The 15,218-nt window shown below is 66.9% G+C and carries 10 protein-coding genes and 2 pseudogenes; 1 reads left to right on the top strand and 11 read right to left on the bottom strand.

Going from position 1 to position 15,218, the window contains the following annotated elements:
* Positions 1-71: 71 nt before the first annotated feature.
* The 3 genes from ACZK13_RS03135 to ACZK13_RS03125 all read right to left on the bottom strand — a co-directional run bounded on the left by ACZK13_RS03135 (position 72) and on the right by ACZK13_RS03125 (position 5,131).
* Positions 72-1,028, bottom strand: a complete 957-nt coding sequence (locus tag ACZK13_RS03135; protein WP_253144682.1) for a Nudix family hydrolase — start codon at positions 1,026-1,028, stop codon at positions 72-74.
* A gap of 113 nt (positions 1,029-1,141) precedes the next feature.
* A complete protein-coding gene (gene secA, locus ACZK13_RS03130; protein ID WP_032129708.1) occupies positions 1,142-3,874 on the bottom strand; it encodes a preprotein translocase subunit SecA in 2,733 nt (910 codons plus the stop codon).
* A 300-nt stretch (positions 3,875-4,174) separates the two neighbouring features.
* Positions 4,175-5,131: a M23 family metallopeptidase gene (locus ACZK13_RS03125; RefSeq protein WP_107432410.1), complete on the bottom strand. Its 957-nt coding sequence runs from the start codon at positions 5,129-5,131 to the stop codon at positions 4,175-4,177.
* A 12-nt stretch (positions 5,132-5,143) separates the two neighbouring features.
* On the opposite strand from ACZK13_RS03125, the gene ACZK13_RS03120 reads away from it, so the two are divergent.
* Entirely contained in the window at positions 5,144-5,593 is a 450-nt protein-coding gene (locus ACZK13_RS03120; RefSeq protein WP_005408086.1) for a DciA family protein, read from the top strand.
* Positions 5,594-5,875: 282 nt separating this feature from the next.
* Here ACZK13_RS03120 and lpxC read toward each other — a convergent pair whose 3' ends face one another.
* The 8 genes and pseudogenes from lpxC to ftsW form a co-directional block, all read right to left on the bottom strand.
* A complete protein-coding gene (gene lpxC / locus ACZK13_RS03115; RefSeq protein ID WP_005408085.1) occupies positions 5,876-6,787 on the bottom strand; it encodes a UDP-3-O-acyl-N-acetylglucosamine deacetylase in 912 nt (303 codons plus the stop codon).
* A gap of 205 nt (positions 6,788-6,992) precedes the next feature.
* Positions 6,993-8,228: a cell division protein FtsZ gene (ftsZ, locus tag ACZK13_RS03110; protein WP_125895345.1), complete on the bottom strand. Its 1,236-nt coding sequence runs from the start codon at positions 8,226-8,228 to the stop codon at positions 6,993-6,995.
* Positions 8,229-8,398: 170 nt separating this feature from the next.
* Positions 8,399-9,634: a cell division protein FtsA gene (gene ftsA / locus ACZK13_RS03105; protein ID WP_005408083.1), complete on the bottom strand. Its 1,236-nt coding sequence runs from the start codon at positions 9,632-9,634 to the stop codon at positions 8,399-8,401.
* Positions 9,635-9,702: 68 nt separating this feature from the next.
* Positions 9,703-10,380: pseudogene (locus ACZK13_RS03100) on the bottom strand (cell division protein FtsQ/DivIB); the annotation flags it as partial.
* Positions 10,377-11,339: a D-alanine--D-alanine ligase gene (locus ACZK13_RS03095; protein ID WP_049399805.1), complete on the bottom strand. Its 963-nt coding sequence runs from the start codon at positions 11,337-11,339 to the stop codon at positions 10,377-10,379. The pseudogene ACZK13_RS03100 and the gene ACZK13_RS03095, both read right to left, overlap by 4 nt.
* Positions 11,336-12,772 carry a UDP-N-acetylmuramate--L-alanine ligase gene (gene murC / locus ACZK13_RS03090; protein ID WP_253144680.1) on the bottom strand — a complete coding sequence of 479 codons (1,437 nt, stop codon included), beginning with the start codon at positions 12,770-12,772 and terminating at the stop codon, positions 11,336-11,338. Before murC ends, ACZK13_RS03095 begins: the two co-directional genes overlap by 4 nt.
* A 40-nt stretch (positions 12,773-12,812) precedes the next feature.
* Positions 12,813-13,899 (bottom strand): annotated as a pseudogene (gene murG, locus ACZK13_RS03085) (undecaprenyldiphospho-muramoylpentapeptide beta-N-acetylglucosaminyltransferase).
* Entirely contained in the window at positions 13,896-15,218 is a 1,323-nt protein-coding gene (gene ftsW, locus ACZK13_RS03080; RefSeq protein ID WP_125895342.1) for a putative lipid II flippase FtsW, read from the bottom strand. The pseudogene murG and the gene ftsW overlap by 4 nt, the downstream one beginning before the upstream one ends.

The following is a 15,218-nucleotide window of genomic DNA, read 5'->3' as shown; positions in this document are numbered from 1 at the left end:
ACGCATGGCGTGGATCTACTGCCTCCATCCCACACGGTAGCGCCGGGCCATGCCCGGCGAGCGAAGCAGCTTTACTCCGGCCACAGCGCGCGGATGGCGGCGATGCCCTGCCCACCATGGCGACGCGCTTCGGCGATGTGACCGCGGCCCATGCCGCCCAGGGCGTAGATTGGCAGTGACACCTGCGCGCGCAGCTCGGCGAACGCGTTCCAGCCCAGCGGCACGGCATCGGGATGGCTGGCCGTGGCCTGCACCGGGCCCAGCACGGCGAAGTCGCAGCCCAACCGCTGTGCGGCCTGCAGCTGCTGCAGGTCATGGCAGGACGCGGCCACCAGCTGGCCTTCGGGCAGCGGACGCTGCGACAGCTCCAGCAGCTGCTCGCTGCCCAGGTGCACCCCAACGCCCAGTACGCGCGCGCGTTCGATATCGCGGTTGAGCAGCCACTGCACCCCGCTGCGACGATGCGTGCGCACGGCCTGTTCGACCATCGCCTGGCGCTCCGGATGTGCCGTCGGCAACCGCAGCTGGATGCGCTGCTGGCCCGCCGCCACCACACGCTGCAGCTGCTCATGCCAGTGCTGCACGCCGTCGGCGTCATCGGACGGCGCCGGGGTGATCAGGTAGCTGTCGGGCTGGCGCAGCGCGGCCACCACCGGCAGATCGGCCGGTGGCATCGAATAGCGACCCAGTTTGTCCGGCGCCACCCAGGTAATGGCCTGGCCCTCGCGGCCACGTGGCGTCCCCTTCCAGCTGCGCACGTGGCGCACTTCCAGGGTCAGGTGCTTGTCCGGGTAGCGCTGCGGCACATCCATCAGCCATTCGCCGACATCGGCTTCGATGCCCAGTTCCTCGCGCAGCTCGCGAACCAACGCCTGTTCGGAGGTCTCGCCGGATTCGCGCTTGCCGCCGGGGAACTCCCACAGGCCGGCCATGTCGCGGTTCTCGGTACGACGGTTGAGCAGCACGCGGCCACGGGCGTCGGTGATGACGGCGGCCACGACGTGGATCGATCGGGTGGGGGGAGCCATGGGGGAAGCATGCCCAGAACAGGGCGGCCCGCGCAATCTCGGATCGGGCCGGATCAGCCCCGCGAAACAGCCGCCATGAAAAAAGAGCCCCGCTTTCGCGGGGCTTTTCGGGGTCAGCTCAGCTGGCCGTGGCAGTGCTTGTACTTCTTGCCACTGCCGCACGGGCATGGATCGTTGCGGCCGATCTTCGGCTCATCGCGCTGCGCCTGTGCAATGCCCTGCTGGGCAGCCTGCACCTGCGCGGCTTCCTCGTCGGCGCTGTAGCCGCCCACGTCCTGGTGCTGGAACTGCGACTGGCTCAGGCGCGCTTCGGCCTGCTGGCGTTCGGCCGCTTCCAGCGCCTGCACTTCCTCGTCGCTGCGGATGCGCACGCGCGACAGCAGGGTCACCACTTCGCGCTTGACGTTCTCCAGCATGTCCGAGAACAGCTCGAAGGCTTCCTTCTTGTATTCCTGCTTCGGCTGCTTCTGCGCGTAACCACGCAGGTAGATGCCCTGGCGCAGGTAGTCCATGCGCGCCAGGTGCTCCTTCCAGCTCTGGTCCAGCACGGTCAGCATCACGTGCTTCTCCAGCGCGCGCATGGTTTCCTCACCGACACCGGCTTCCTTCTCGGCAAAGTGCTGGTTGACGCGCTCCTGCACCTTGGCAGCGATGGCTTCGGCGTCCAGCTCTTCGTGCGACTTGACCAGGTCGGTCAGCGACATCTGCAGGCCGAAGTCCGACTCCAGGGTCGCTTCCAGGCCACGCAGGTCCCACTGCTCGTCGATCGAGTTCGGCGGCACGAAGCGGGCCACCACGTCGAAGATCACGTCGTCGCGGATGCCGTCGACGTTGTCCTTCACCGACTCGGCGTCCAGCAGTTCATCGCGCTGTGCGTAGATCACCTTGCGCTGGTCGTTGTTGACGTCGTCGAAGTCCAGCAGGTTCTTGCGGATGTCGAAGTTGTGGGCCTCGACCTTGCGCTGCGCCTTCTCGATCTGGCGGCTGACCAGGCGGTCCTCGATGACGTCGTCTTCCTTCATGCCCATCATGCGCATGGCCTTCTGCACCCAGTCGGAGGCGAAGATGCGCATCAGGTTGTCTTCCAGCGACAGGTAGAAGCGGGACGAACCCGGGTCACCCTGGCGGCCCGAACGGCCACGCAGCTGGTTGTCGATACGGCGCGATTCGTGGCGCTCGGTGCCGACGATGTGCAGGCCGCCGGCAGCCTTGACGGCCTCGTGGCGCTTCTGCCAATCGGCCTTGACCGCGGCCTTCTGTTCGTCGGTCGCGCCTTCGCCCAGCTCGTGGATTTCCGCTTCCAGCGAACCGCCCAGCACGATGTCGGTACCACGACCGGCCATGTTGGTGGCGATGGTGACCGCGGCCGGACGACCGGCATTGGCGACGATGGTCGCTTCGCGGTCATGCTGCTTGGCGTTGAGCACTTCGTGCTTCACGCCGGCCTTGCGCAGGTGCTCGGACAGCATTTCCGAGGTTTCGATCGAGGTGGTACCCACCAGCACCGGCTGGCCACGCTTGGCGCACTCTTCGATGTCGGCCAGCACCGCATTGAACTTGCCCTTGCGGTTCAGGAACACCTGGTCCGGGCTGTCCTTGCGGATGGTCGGGCGGTTGGTCGGGATCACCACCACTTCCAGGCCGTAGATGCTCTGGAACTCGAAGGCTTCGGTATCGGCCGTACCGGTCATGCCGGACAGCTTCTTGTACATGCGGAACAGGTTCTGGAAGGTGATGCTCGCCAGCGTCTGGTTCTCGCGCTGGACCGGCACGCCTTCCTTCGCTTCCACCGCCTGGTGCAGGCCATCGGACCAGCGGCGACCGGACAGGGTGCGGCCGGTGAACTCATCGACGATGACCACTTCGCCATCGCGCACGATGTAGTCCACGTCACGCTGGTAGATCGCGTGCGCGCGCAGCGCGGCGTTCAGGTGGTGGACCACGGTCAGGTTCTGCGGCGCGTACAGGCCTTCGGTCTCGCCGTCGAGGATGCCGGCCTCGACCAGCAGCTGCTCGGCGTGCTCCATGCCCGCTTCGGACAGGTGCACCTGCTTGCCCTTCTCATCGACCCAGAAGTCGCCTTCGCCGTCTTCCGCTTCCTGCTTGACCAGGTTCGGTACGACGCGGTTGACGCGGATGTACAGCTCCGGGGAATCGTCGGCCGGGCCGGAGATGATCAGCGGGGTACGCGCTTCGTCAATCAGGATGGAGTCGACTTCGTCGACGATGGCGTAGTGCAGGCCGCGCTGGTAGCGGTCGGCCTTGGACAGCGCCATGTTGTCGCGCAGGTAGTCGAAGCCGAATTCGTTGTTGGTGCCGTAGGTGATGTCCGAGGCGTAGGCTTCGCGCTTGTCGCTGTGCGGCATGCCCGGGTACACCACGCCCACGCTCAGGCCCAGCCAGTTGTACAGCTTGCCCATCTGCGCGGCGTCGCGGCGGGCCAGGTAGTCGTTCACGGTGACCACGTGCACGCCCTTGCCTTCCAGCGCGTTGAGGTACACCGGCAGGGTCGCCACCAGGGTCTTGCCTTCACCGGTGCGCATTTCTGCGATCTTGCCCAGGTGAAGCACCATGCCGCCGATCAGCTGCACGTCGTAGTGGCGCATGCCCAGCACGCGGCGACCGGCTTCGCGGCAGACCGCGAACGCTTCCGGCAGCACCTTGTCCAGGGCTTCACCGTCGGCGATGCGCTGCTTGAACTCCGGCGTCTTGGCCTGAAGCTGCTCGTCGGAAAGCTTCTCGATCTCCGGCTCCAGCGCATTGATCTTGGCGACGATGCGGTTGAGCTGGCGCAGCTGTCGTTCGTTACGACTGCCAAATACGCGGGTAAGCAGGCTGTTGATCATTGAAGGAACCGGGTTGGATGGACACGACGCCCGGCCTCCCCCTTGGGATCCGTCCGCCGCAAACGAAACAGGGCGCCTGGCGCCCTGTCGATGGCAACACCCATTGTAGCTTGGGACGGCCGCAAGGGGTTTCAACCCTTTGGCGGCAATGGCATCCGAACATTCCCGGTAGTGCCGGCCGCTGGCCGGGTACGCGATGCTGCCGAAGATCATGAGGTTGCCGGCCAGCGGCCGGCACTACCAGATCAACGGAATCGGGCCAGGGCCCTTCCGCGGCGCGGAAGGAGTCCGACCCGGGCATCAGCCGCGGCTGACGCGGCCGACCGGCGTGTTGCCGCCGTCGCCGAGGAACTTGCGCGGGTTGACCACGTTGCCGTTCTCCCACACCTCGAAGTGCACGTGGGCGCCGGTCGAACGACCGGTGGAACCGGCCTTGGCTACTTCCTGCCCGGCACGGACCAGGTCGCCGACCTTCACCACCAGGCGCGAATTGTGCGCGTAACGGGTGACGTAGCCGTTACCGTGGTCGACGTCGACCACGTTGCCGTAGCCGCCCTTCACGCCGGAGAAGCTGACCACGCCTTCGGCCACGGCCATCACCGGGTCACCGACCCTGGCGTGGAAGTCCATGCCCTTGTGGGTGGCGGCACCGCGGCCGAACGGGTCGGCACGGGTGCCGAAACCGGAGGTCACGTAGCTGTTGCGGATCGGCATGCGCGACGGCACGGCGTTCTGCTGCAGCTGGTGGTCGAACATCAGCGATTCCATCACCGACAACTGGCGACCTGAAGCAGCGAAGCGCTGCTCCAGCACCTGTAAGTCGGCGTTGACGTCCTTGACCGGGATGTCGCTGGTCGGGCCGCCGGCGTCGCCGTCACCGAGACCGGGGGTCTCGTTGAAGTCGAACTCGCCGTCTTCCAGCTTGCCCATCTGGGTCAGCCGTTCGCCGAGGGCGTTGAGGCGGGTGGCCTGGGCCTGCAGCTCGCCGAGGCGGGCCGCCAGCGCGTTGACCTGGGTCTGCGCATCGCGCTTGACCTTGGCCAGCTCTGCATCCTGGCGCTCGACCTTGGCCTGCAGGCGGGAATCATTCAGCGCGCTGGCGCCAATGCCGCCGGCAAGGCCGATAATGCAGCCTACCCCGAGCACGCTGCCCAGCAGGGCGCGGGGGCGGTCCTCGAAATAGAACCGCAAACGCGCGATCGGCGACGCTTTGGCCTGTCCTTCACGCGTTTTGATTACGATCTTTTTGAATGCCATCAGTGAGTTTTCATGTCTGAGCCGAAATCCAGCGTTCGCCCCGCGTCAGTGCCGAAGCCGGCGCTGGATGCGGTGATGGCGGACAAAAGCGGGAACCCGCTGCGGCGTGCCTTGTGGCTCGACGCGCTGGACCGTCAGTTGCGCCCCCAGTTGCCGCCACCTCTGCGCAGCCGTTGCCGGCTGGCCAATGTGGACGGGGAACACCTCGTTTTTCTCGTCGAGTCCCCGGTCTGGCATGCCAAGTTGCGGCTTGCCGAAGCCCAGTTGCTCGACGCGGCCCGTTCCATCGGGCTGAAGGCCACCAGGGTGACCATCAAGACTGCGTCTCCCACTCCCACGCGCTCCCCAGCGCTCGACAACCGGAATGGACCCCACGCAGTTTCAGCCGCCACGCACAAAGGGCTACGCGACGCCTTGGCTTGCCTGCAGGACGTTCCTTCGAAGCCGAAGAAGCGGTCCTGACGACAACGGAGCATCCGGCTCCGCTCCCCGTCGCGCGTGTCACCACGGCGTGAAACAATTCGGGGGCCGGGTCGCATCCTAGCTGCCATCCGGGGGCCTGTCGTTAGATTGTTGTTAAAACCGCGTTAAATTCAGGCTTCCGATCCAACAGGTTCACAAAACCGTGACCTCGAACCGGCCTTGACGCGCGTCAAGCATGCTGAATGCGCCGGACACGCCTGAAACGACAACGCCGCCCTGGAAGGCGGCGTTTTTGTCTTTCAATTCAACGATCTACAGGAATCAAGCGTAGGCCGGAGTGGCATATTCCACCGGGTCCGGGGTGGCCGGCGAGTCGAAGCTGACCCATTCCCAGGCGGTGGCGTCGGCCATCAGCGCCCGCACCAGCTTGTTGTTGAGGGCGTGACCGGACTTGAAGCCTTCGTAGGCACCCAGCACCTGGCCACCGGCCAGATAGAGGTCGCCGATCGCGTCGAGGATCTTGTGGCGCACGAACTCGTCGGCGTAGCGCAGGCCGTCTTCGTTGAGCACGCGGAACTCGTCCAGCACGATGGCGTTGTCCATCGAACCGCCCAGGCCCAGGTTGCGCTCGCGCATGTATTCCAGGTCGCGCATGAAACCGAAGGTGCGCGCGCGGGAGATTTCCTTGGTGTAGGCCAGCGTCGAGAACTCGATTTCCTGGCGCGACTGCTTGGCCGGGATCATCGGGTGATCGAACTGGATGGTGAAGCCCAGCTTGTAGCCCTCGTACGGGCTGAAGCGGGCCACCTTGTCGCCCTCGGTCACTTCCACGGTCTTCAGCACGCGGATGAAGCGCTTGGGCGCGTCCTGTTCCACGATGCCCGCCGACTGCAGCAGGAACACGAACGGGCCGGCCGAACCGTCCATGATCGGCAGCTCGGCCGAGGACAGTTCGACGATGATGTTGTCCACACCCAGGCCGGCCAGCGCCGACATCAGGTGTTCGACGGTCTGGATCTTGGCGTCGTTGCAGGTCAGGCCGGTGCACAGGGTCACTTCGGTGACCAGTTCGGCCTTGGCCGGCACTTCCACCACCGGGTCCAGATCCACGCGACGGAACACGATCCCATGGTTGACCGGTGCCGGGCGCAGGGTCATGTAGACCTTGTCACCGCTGTGCAGGCCAACGCCGGTGGCGCGGATCGTGTTCTTGAGGGTGCGTTGCTGGATCATGGGGGATGGGCCGGAAGTGACACATTAGATTAACACGCGCCCTCCCCTACCCTGGCTGAAACGCCAGTGAAGGCTGCCGGCAGGACGCACCGGCACGCCGCGGGGACGCGCGTGAAGCAGGGCAGCCGGACCCATCCTGGCCCGGCGCCCGCGTTTTCAGGACATGGTGGCGCAACCCGGGGAGGACAAGCCCCGGGCGCCCCGCTTAGTCCGCCTGGCGGCGCAGGAACGCCGGGATGTCCAGGTAATCGTTCGGCAGTTCCGCCGCCGCCGGGGCCGAAGCGGCCGGGGCCGAGGGAGCGGAGGCTGCCGCGGTATCGCTGCTGGCGCGACGCAGGCCCAGACCCATGCCGCCCACGGCCTTGGACACGGCGTCGCCGCCGTTGTCGAAGTCACCGAATTCCGGCTGGCCGGTGGTGGCGTTGCGGACCAGCTTGATCGGCGCACGCTCGCCCGGACGCTGGGACTTGCTGGCCGAGACGCGGTTCAGGCCGGTGGCGACCACGGTCACGCGCACTTCGTCCTGCATGTCCGGGTCGAGCACGGTACCGACCACCACGGTGGCGTCTTCGGAAGCGAAGCCGTCGATGGTGCGGCCGATCTCGTCGAACTCGGCCATGGTGAAGTCGGCGCCGGCGGTGATGTTGACCAGGATGCCGTTGGCACCGGCCAGGTTCACATCGTCCAGCAGCGGGTTCTGGATCGCGGCTTCGGCCGCGGCCTGGGCGCGGTCATCACCACGGGCGGTGCCGGTACCCATCATCGCCAGGCCCATTTCGGACATGACGGTGCGCACGTCGGCGAAGTCGACGTTGATCAGGCCCGGACGCACGATCAGGTCGGCGATGCCCTGCACGGCGCCCTGCAGCACGTCGTTGGCGGCACGGAAGGCTTGGATCATGGTCGCGTTGCGACCCAGCACGGTGATCAGCTTCTCGTTCGGGATGGTGATCAGCGAGTCGCAGTGCTGGCTCAGTTCCTCGATGCCCTTCAGCGCCACCTGCATGCGGCGACGGCCTTCGAACGGGAACGGCTTGGTGACCACGGCCACGGTCAGGATGCCCATTTCCTTGGCCAGCTGTGCCACCACCGGCGCAGCGCCGGTGCCGGTACCACCGCCCATGCCGGCGGTGATGAACACCATGTCCGCACCCTGCAGGGCGTCCATGATGCGCTCACGGTCTTCCAGCGCGGCCTGACGGCCGACTTCCGGGTTCGCGCCTGCGCCCAGGCCCTTGGTCACGTTGGTACCCAGCTGCAGCTGCAGCTTGGCACCGCAATTCTTGATGGCCTGCGAGTCGGTGTTGGCGGTGATGAATTCCACGCCGTCCACCGCCGAGTTGACCATGTGCGCCACGGCATTGCCGCCGCCGCCGCCCACGCCAACCACCTTGATCACCGCATTGGGTGCCATCTTTTCGATCAGTTCAAAATGCGCCATGTCCGTGTCCTCGTTGTATCCGCTTTGGCTGGCATGGGCATTCGGGCGTCCTGCCGTCCTGCTGCATGCCGACGTTGCGGCTGTGTGGGTTGTGTGTTGCCGGTGTTGCGTTGTGCTACGGGTACTGCGGGTGCTGCGCCCGGGCGATGCCCGGTGTTACGGGTTCCGCGTCAGAACTCGCCGCGGAACCAGGTCTTGAGTTTCTTGAACATGCTTCCAGCGCGCCCGGTCGGCAGCGACGGCCGCCGCGGGTGCTCGATCTGGCTGCCCATCAGCAGCAGGCCCACGCCGGTGGCATGCACCGGGTTGCCCACCACTTCGCCCAGGCCGGTGACGTGCTGCGGGATGCCCACGCGAACCGGCATCTGCAGCATTTCCTCGGCCAGTTCGACCACGCCTTCCATCTTCGAAGCGCCACCGGTCAGCACCATGCCGGCGCGTACCAGTTCCTCGAAGCCGGAGCGGCGCAGTTCGGCCTGCACCATCTCGAAGATTTCCTCGTAGCGGCCCTGCACGGCCTGCGCCAGCGAATGGCGCGGCATGCGGCGCGGCGGGCGGTCGCCCACCGACGGCACCTGGATGCTTTCCTCGGCGGTGGCCAGCTGGGCCAGGGCGCAGGCATAGCGCACCTTGATCTGCTCGGCTTCCGGGGTCGGCGTGCGCAGCATGTGCGCGATGTCATTGGTGACGTGGTCGCCGGCGATCGGCAGCGAAGCCGTGTGGCAGATCGCGCCCTGCACGAACACCGCGATATCGGTGGTGCCGGCGCCCATGTCGACCAGCACCACGCCCAGCTCGCGCTCGTCAGCGGTCAGCACCGCCACGCTGGAGGCCAGCGAGGACAGCACCAGGTCGTCCACCTGCAGGCCGCAGCGCTGGACGCACTTGCTGATGTTGGCCGCAGCCGACTGCGCGCACACCACCAGGTGGGCATGCACTTCCAGGCGCACGCCGGTCATGCCGACCGGGTTGCGGATGCCTTCCTGCGAATCGTCCAGGACGTACTCGCGCGGGATCGCGTGCAGAATCTTCTGGTCGGCCGGAATCGCCACGGCCTTGGCCGCATCGAGCACGCGATCCAGGTCGCCCCAGGTCACTTCGCCGTCGCGGATCGGCACGATGCCGGGCGAATTCTTGCACTGCACGTGGTTGCCGGAGATCGAGGCATACACCGAGCGGATCTCGCAGCCGGCCATCAGCTCGGCTTCTTCCACCGCGCGCTGGATCGACTGCACGGTCGATTCGATGTCCACCACCACGCCACGCTTGAGCCCGCGCGACTCGTGCGAGCCGATGCCGATCACTTCGATCGGGTTGCCCGGCGAGTACTCGCCCACCAGCGCCACCACCTTGGAGGTGCCGATGTCCAGCCCAACGATCAGCGATTTGTCACCCTTGCGATTCATGTCCTTTCCTGCGTCCTGCTGGCTGGGGTCGCCGGCGTTTTCGCCGGCGTGGCCGGGGTACCCCAGCTCAGCGTGAAACCATTGGTGTAACGGAGGTCGGCGCGCTCGATCGGCGCGTCCTGACGGTTGAGCTGCGGCAGCACCTTGACGAAGCGCTGCATGCGCGAGCGCGCGTCGTCGCGGCCGACCACCACTTCGGTACCGTTGCTCAGCACCAGCGACCAGCTGCCGCGCGCATCCATCGTCACCCGGCGCACGTCGACGCCGGCCGGTGCGAACAATGCACGCGAGTCGCTGTACAGCTTCATCACTTCTTCGGTCTGGCTGTCGGGGCCGTCCAGTTCGGGCAGCGCCAGATCGGCCAGCTTCTTCGGCGTGGGGAACAACTTGCCCTGCTCGGAAACCAGGCGGTCGTTGCCCCAGCGCGCGAACGGCTTGTGCTCGACCAGGGTCACTTCCAGCACGTCCGGCCACTGCTTGCGCACCTGCGCGCTTTCCACCCACGGCAGCTGCTCCAGGGCGTCCTGCGCGTCCTGCAGCTTGACCGCGAAGAAGCCCGCATGCGCGTACGGCAGCAGCACCTGCTGCAACTGCTCGGCCGGCACCCGCTTGAACTCACCATGCACGCGCAGCTTCGCCAGCGGCCAGCGCTCGGCGCCGACCCAGCCATTGACCACGGCCACCACCGGCAGTGCAACCACCGACAGCGCCAACAGCCAGACGAAGATGCGCAGCACCGCGTTCATGCGTGCGAGGCCTCCAGGGTCTGTTCCAGCACGCGCCACACCAGCTCTTCGAAGCTGATGCCGGCCTGGCCTGCGGCCTTGGGCACCAGCGAATGGCTGGTCATGCCCGGCGCGGTATTCACTTCCAGCAGGAAGAAGCGGCCGCTGCTGCGGTCACGCATCACGTCCACGCGGCCCCAGCCACGGCAGCCGGCGGCACGGAACGCGGCCAGCGCGATGCGGCGGATTTCCTCTTCGTCGTCACCGTCCAGGCCTGGGCACAGGTACTGGGTGTCCTCGGCGATGTACTTGGCGTTGTAGTCGTACCACTGGCCCTTGGGCACGATGCGGATCGACGGCAGCGCGACATCGCCGAGGATGGCCACGGTCAGTTCGTCGCCGACCACCATCTGTTCCATCAGCAGCTGGCCGTCGTAGCGCGCGGCCAGGGCCACCGCTTCGTCCAGGCCGGCGTCATCGGTGACCCGGCTGATGCCCACGCTGGAGCCTTCGTTGGCCGGCTTCACCACTACCGGCAGGCCCAGTTCGGCTGCCAGTGCATGCACCGTGGTCGCGTCCACCTTCCGGTACTGCGGGGTGGGCAGGCCCAGCGACAGCCACACCTGCTTGGTGCGGATCTTGTCCATGCTCAGCGCCGAGCCCAGCACGTTCGAGCCGGTGTACGGCACGCCGAAGGCGTCCATCAGGCCCTGCACGATGCCGTCCTCACCGCCACCGTTGTGGCCATGCAGGATGTTGAACACGCGATCGATGCCACCGGCGGCGAGCGCCTTGGCCAGCGCCGGAATGCCATCCACCGCGAACGCATCGACGCCGCGCGACTGCAGCGCTTCCAGTACGTTGCGGCCGGAGTCCAGCGACACCTCGCGTTCGCTGGAGCTGCCGCCGAGCAGCACGGCGACGCGGCCGAACACGGCCGGGTCGGTCACGCGCAGCGGCGGGAAGGTCAGCGCGCTCACGCCTCGCCCTCCCCCTTGAAGCCTTCCACCGCGATATGGGTGGCCACGGCACCGATGTCGCCGGCACCCATCATCAGCAGCAGGTCACCGTCCTGCAGCACGTCCGGCAGCACGCTGGCCAGCTCGGCGGCCTTGCCCACCACCACCGGCTCGCTGCGGCCACGCGCACGGATGGCGCGGGCCAACGCATGCGAATCGGCACCAGCAATCGGTTCCTCGCCGGCCGGGTAGACCTCGCTCAGCACCAGTGCATCGACGCTGGACAGCACCGCGGCGAACTTGTCGAACTGGTCGCGGGTACGGCTGTAGCGGTGCGGCTGGAAGGCCACCACCAGGCGCTTGTCGGCCCAGCCACCACGGGCGGCGGCGAACACCGCTTCCAGCTCGCTCGGGTGATGACCGTAGTCGTCGATGATGCGGACCTTGGCGCCGCTGGCGGTGGTCACTTCGCCCAGATCGTTGAAGCGACGGCCGACACCGGCGAAGCTTTCCAGTGCGCGCGCGATCGCGTCCGGTGCCACGCCCAGCTGCCAGCCCACCGCAGCGGCGGCCAGCGCGTTGAGTACGTTGTGCTTGCCCGGCAGCGCCAGCACCACTTCCTGGCTGGTGCCCTGCGGCAGGCGCAGGGTGAAGCGCATGCGCGAGCCTTCCTGCACCACGTTCTCGGCGCGCACGTCGGCCTGCGGGCTCATGCCGTAGCTCATCACGTGGCGCGGGGTCTTGGCAGCCAGAGCCGCGACTTCTGGATCGTCGATGCACAGCACCGCCAGGCCGTAGAACGGCAGGCGCTGCAGGAACTCGGCGAACGCTGCCTGCACGCGGGCAAAGTCGTTGCCGTAGTTCTCCAGGTGATCGGCGTCAATGTTGGTGATGATCGACATCAGCGGGTTCAGGCGCAGGAAGCTGCCATCGCTTTCGTCGGCCTCGGCCACCAGCCACTGTCCACCGCCCAGCTTGGCGTTGGCGCCGGCAGCCAGCAGCTGGCCACCGATCACGAACGTCGGGTCGAGCCCGCCTTCGCTCAGCACCGCAGCGGTGAGGCTGGTGGTGGTGGTCTTGCCATGGGTACCGGCCACAGCGATGCCGCGGCGGAAGCGCATCAGCTCGGCCAGCATCGCCGCACGCGGCATGATCGGAATACGCTGGCTGCGCGCTTCCATCAGTTCCGGGTTGTCTTCGCGGATGGCACTGGAGACCACCACACAGTCGGTACCCAGCACGTTGGCAGCGGAGTGGCCGCGCATGATGCGCGCACCCAGGCTGGCCAGGCGGCGGGTCGCCACGTTGTCGGCGTTGTCCGAGCCGGACACTTCATAGCCCAGCGTCAGCATCACTTCGGCGATACCGCTCATGCCGGTGCCGCCGATGCCGACGAAATGCACGCGCGGGAACGCGCGCACCAGGTCGTTGGTGTCGTGCAGGCGACGGATCATGCGCGGCCTCGCGCAGGGCAGGCGCGGTGGCATGCCTTCTTCATACGGCTTCCTCAAGAATGATATCGGCGATGCGCTCGGCGGCATCGACCTTGGCCAGGGCACGCGCGGCTTGCGCCATCTGCATGCGGCGGGCGGGATTTTCGGACAGATCGCGCAGCAGTGCGGCAATGCCGTCAGCCAGCGTTCCGTCCTGCTTCAGCAAAACCGCCGCGCCGCGCTCGACCAGGTACTCCGCGTTGCGGGTCTGGTGATCGTCGACGGCGGCGGGGAATGGCACCAGCACGCTGCCGACACCCACCGCGCACAGCTCGGCCAGAGTGGAAGCGCCGGCACGGCACACCACCAGATCGGCCCAGGCGAAGGCCTCGGCCATGTCGGCGATGAACGGCGTGATTTCAGCCTGCACACCGGCCTTGGCATATGCCTCGACCGCTTCGGCATGCATTTTTTCGCCACTCTGGTGGCGTACCTGCACCGGCACCGTGGCACCCAGCGCAGCGATGGCCTGCGGCACGCCGGTGTTGAGCGCACGCGCGCCCTGGCTGCCACCGACCACCAGCACGCGCAGCGGACCCTGGCGGTCGGCGAAGCGCTGTTCCGGCGGTGCGATGGCGGCGATTTCGGCACGCACCGGGTTGCCGATGAACTCCTCGCGCTTGGCGAAGGTGCCCGGGAAACCGGTCAACAGGCGGCGCGCATAACGCGACAGGATGCGGTTGGTCAGGCCCGGCGCACGGTTCTGCTCATGCACGATCAACGGCAGCCCATGCAGGCGCGTGGCCATGCCGCCCGGACCGGAGGCAAAGCCACCGAAGGCGACCACCGCACGCGGCTGGCGCTTGCGGATGATCATGCCGGCCGCGCGCAGCGCGCGCATCAGCCGCCACGGCGCGCCCAGCAGGGCCAGCTTGCCTTTGCCGCGCAGACCGGTGATGGCCAGGGTGTCGATCGGAATGTCGTGCTGCGGCACCAGGCGGGTTTCCATCGCACCATCGGCGCCCATCCAAGTGACCGGTACCCCGCGCGCGCAGCACGCGGGCCACGGCCAGGCCGGGGAAGATGTGACCGCCGGTGCCACCGGCCAGAATCATCACCGGGCGCACGTTATTGGTGGCTGCGCTCATGACAGCCTCCCGAAGGTCGGTTCGATGCGCGACTGCAGGCGGCTGGTACCGCGTGCGGCGTTCGCTGCAGCGGCAGCCGTCGGCTCGGCGCTCATCGGCGCGCTGGCCGCAGCCGGTGCGGCCGGCGCGTCCACGGGTGCATCGGCCACGGCCTCGTCGCCACCACCGATGCGCACGGCCTGGCGACGCTCGGCGCGCTTGAGTTCATAGGACACGCGCAGCAGCAGGCCCATCGCCACACAGGTCATCAGCACCGACGAACCGCCGGAGGAGATCAGCGGCAGGGTCAGGCCCTTGGTCGGCAGGATGCCCAGGTTCACGCCGATCGAGACGAAGGTCTGCATGCTGATCCACAGGCCGATGCCGAAGGCGATGTAACCGGAGAAGTGGCGCTTCATTTCCACGCAGCGCATGCCCAGCCAGAACGTGCGGCCGACCAGCAGCGCGTACAGGGCCACGATCACGCAGGTGCCGAGGAAGCCGAACTCCTCCGCGGTGACCGAGAAGATGAAGTCGGTATGTGCTTCCGGCAGGTAGTACAGCTTCTGCACCGAGTTGCCCAGGCCAACGCCGGTCCACTCGCCGCGGCCCACGGCCATCAGCGCGTTGGACAGCTGGTAGCCGTCGCCCTGCTGGTCGGCCCACGGGTCGAGGAAGGAGGTAATGCGGCGCATGCGGTACGGCTCGATGATCGCCAGCGCGCTCATGCCGACCAGGCCGATGATCACCGGCATCGACATGCGCGGCATGTTCACACCGCCCAGCACCAACATGCCGGCGGTGATCGCCAGCAGCAGGGTCGAGGAACCGAAGTCCGGCTGCAGCAGCAGCAACAGCACCAGCGCACCGGCCACGCCCAGAGGCTTGAGCATCGCCGGCCAGGTCGCGTTGACCTCGTCGCGGAAGCGCACCAGGTAGCTGGACAGCCAGACGATATAGAGCACCTTCACCGCTTCCACCGTCTGGAACTTGGAGATGCCCAGATTGATCCAGCGGCGTGCGCCGTTGACCGTGCTGCCCAGGCCCGGTGCGAACACCGCCAGCAGCAGCACGAAGCAGCCCAGCAGCAGCATCTGGTTGTACTGCTCGATGGACTTCAGTTCAGTGCGGGCGGCAACGACCGCCAGCACGATACCCACCGCCAGGAAGATCAGGTGGCGGTTGAGGTAGTAGAACGGGCTGCTCATCAGAGCGATCGAGCTGGACGCCACCATCACCACGCCGATGCCCGTGAGCGCGATGATCGCGCCCAGCAGCCACTTGTCGTAGCTGCCTTCGATGGCCTCAAGGCGTGTTGCCTGGCGGGACAGGTCGTTCAT

The organism is Stenotrophomonas sp. 99219_Sma, assembly GCF_056480785.1.
The sequence above is the reverse complement of the archived record's forward strand: the minus strand, read 5'-3'. Positions and strand labels throughout refer to the sequence as shown.

Coding starts and splice junctions, on each gene's coding strand:
- ftsA (WP_005408083.1), bottom strand. CDS start 9,634: ATGAATCGCAAGGGTGACAAATCGCTGATCGTTGGGCTGGACATCGGC.
- ftsZ (WP_125895345.1), bottom strand. CDS start 8,228: ATGGCGCATTTTGAACTGATCGAAAAGATGGCACCCAATGCGGTGATC.
- ACZK13_RS03135 (WP_253144682.1), bottom strand. CDS start 1,028: ATGGCTCCCCCCACCCGATCGATCCACGTCGTGGCCGCCGTCATCACC.
- ftsW (WP_125895342.1), bottom strand. CDS start 15,218: ATGAACGACCTGTCCCGCCAGGCAACACGCCTTGAGGCCATCGAAGGC.
- murC (WP_253144680.1), bottom strand. CDS start 12,772: ATGATCCGTCGCCTGCACGACACCAACGACCTGGTGCGCGCGTTCCCG.
- lpxC (WP_005408085.1), bottom strand. CDS start 6,787: ATGATCCAGCAACGCACCCTCAAGAACACGATCCGCGCCACCGGCGTT.
- ACZK13_RS03125 (WP_107432410.1), bottom strand. CDS start 5,131: ATGGCATTCAAAAAGATCGTAATCAAAACGCGTGAAGGACAGGCCAAA.
- secA (WP_032129708.1), bottom strand. CDS start 3,874: ATGATCAACAGCCTGCTTACCCGCGTATTTGGCAGTCGTAACGAACGA.
- ACZK13_RS03120 (WP_005408086.1), top strand. CDS start 5,144: ATGTCTGAGCCGAAATCCAGCGTTCGCCCCGCGTCAGTGCCGAAGCCG.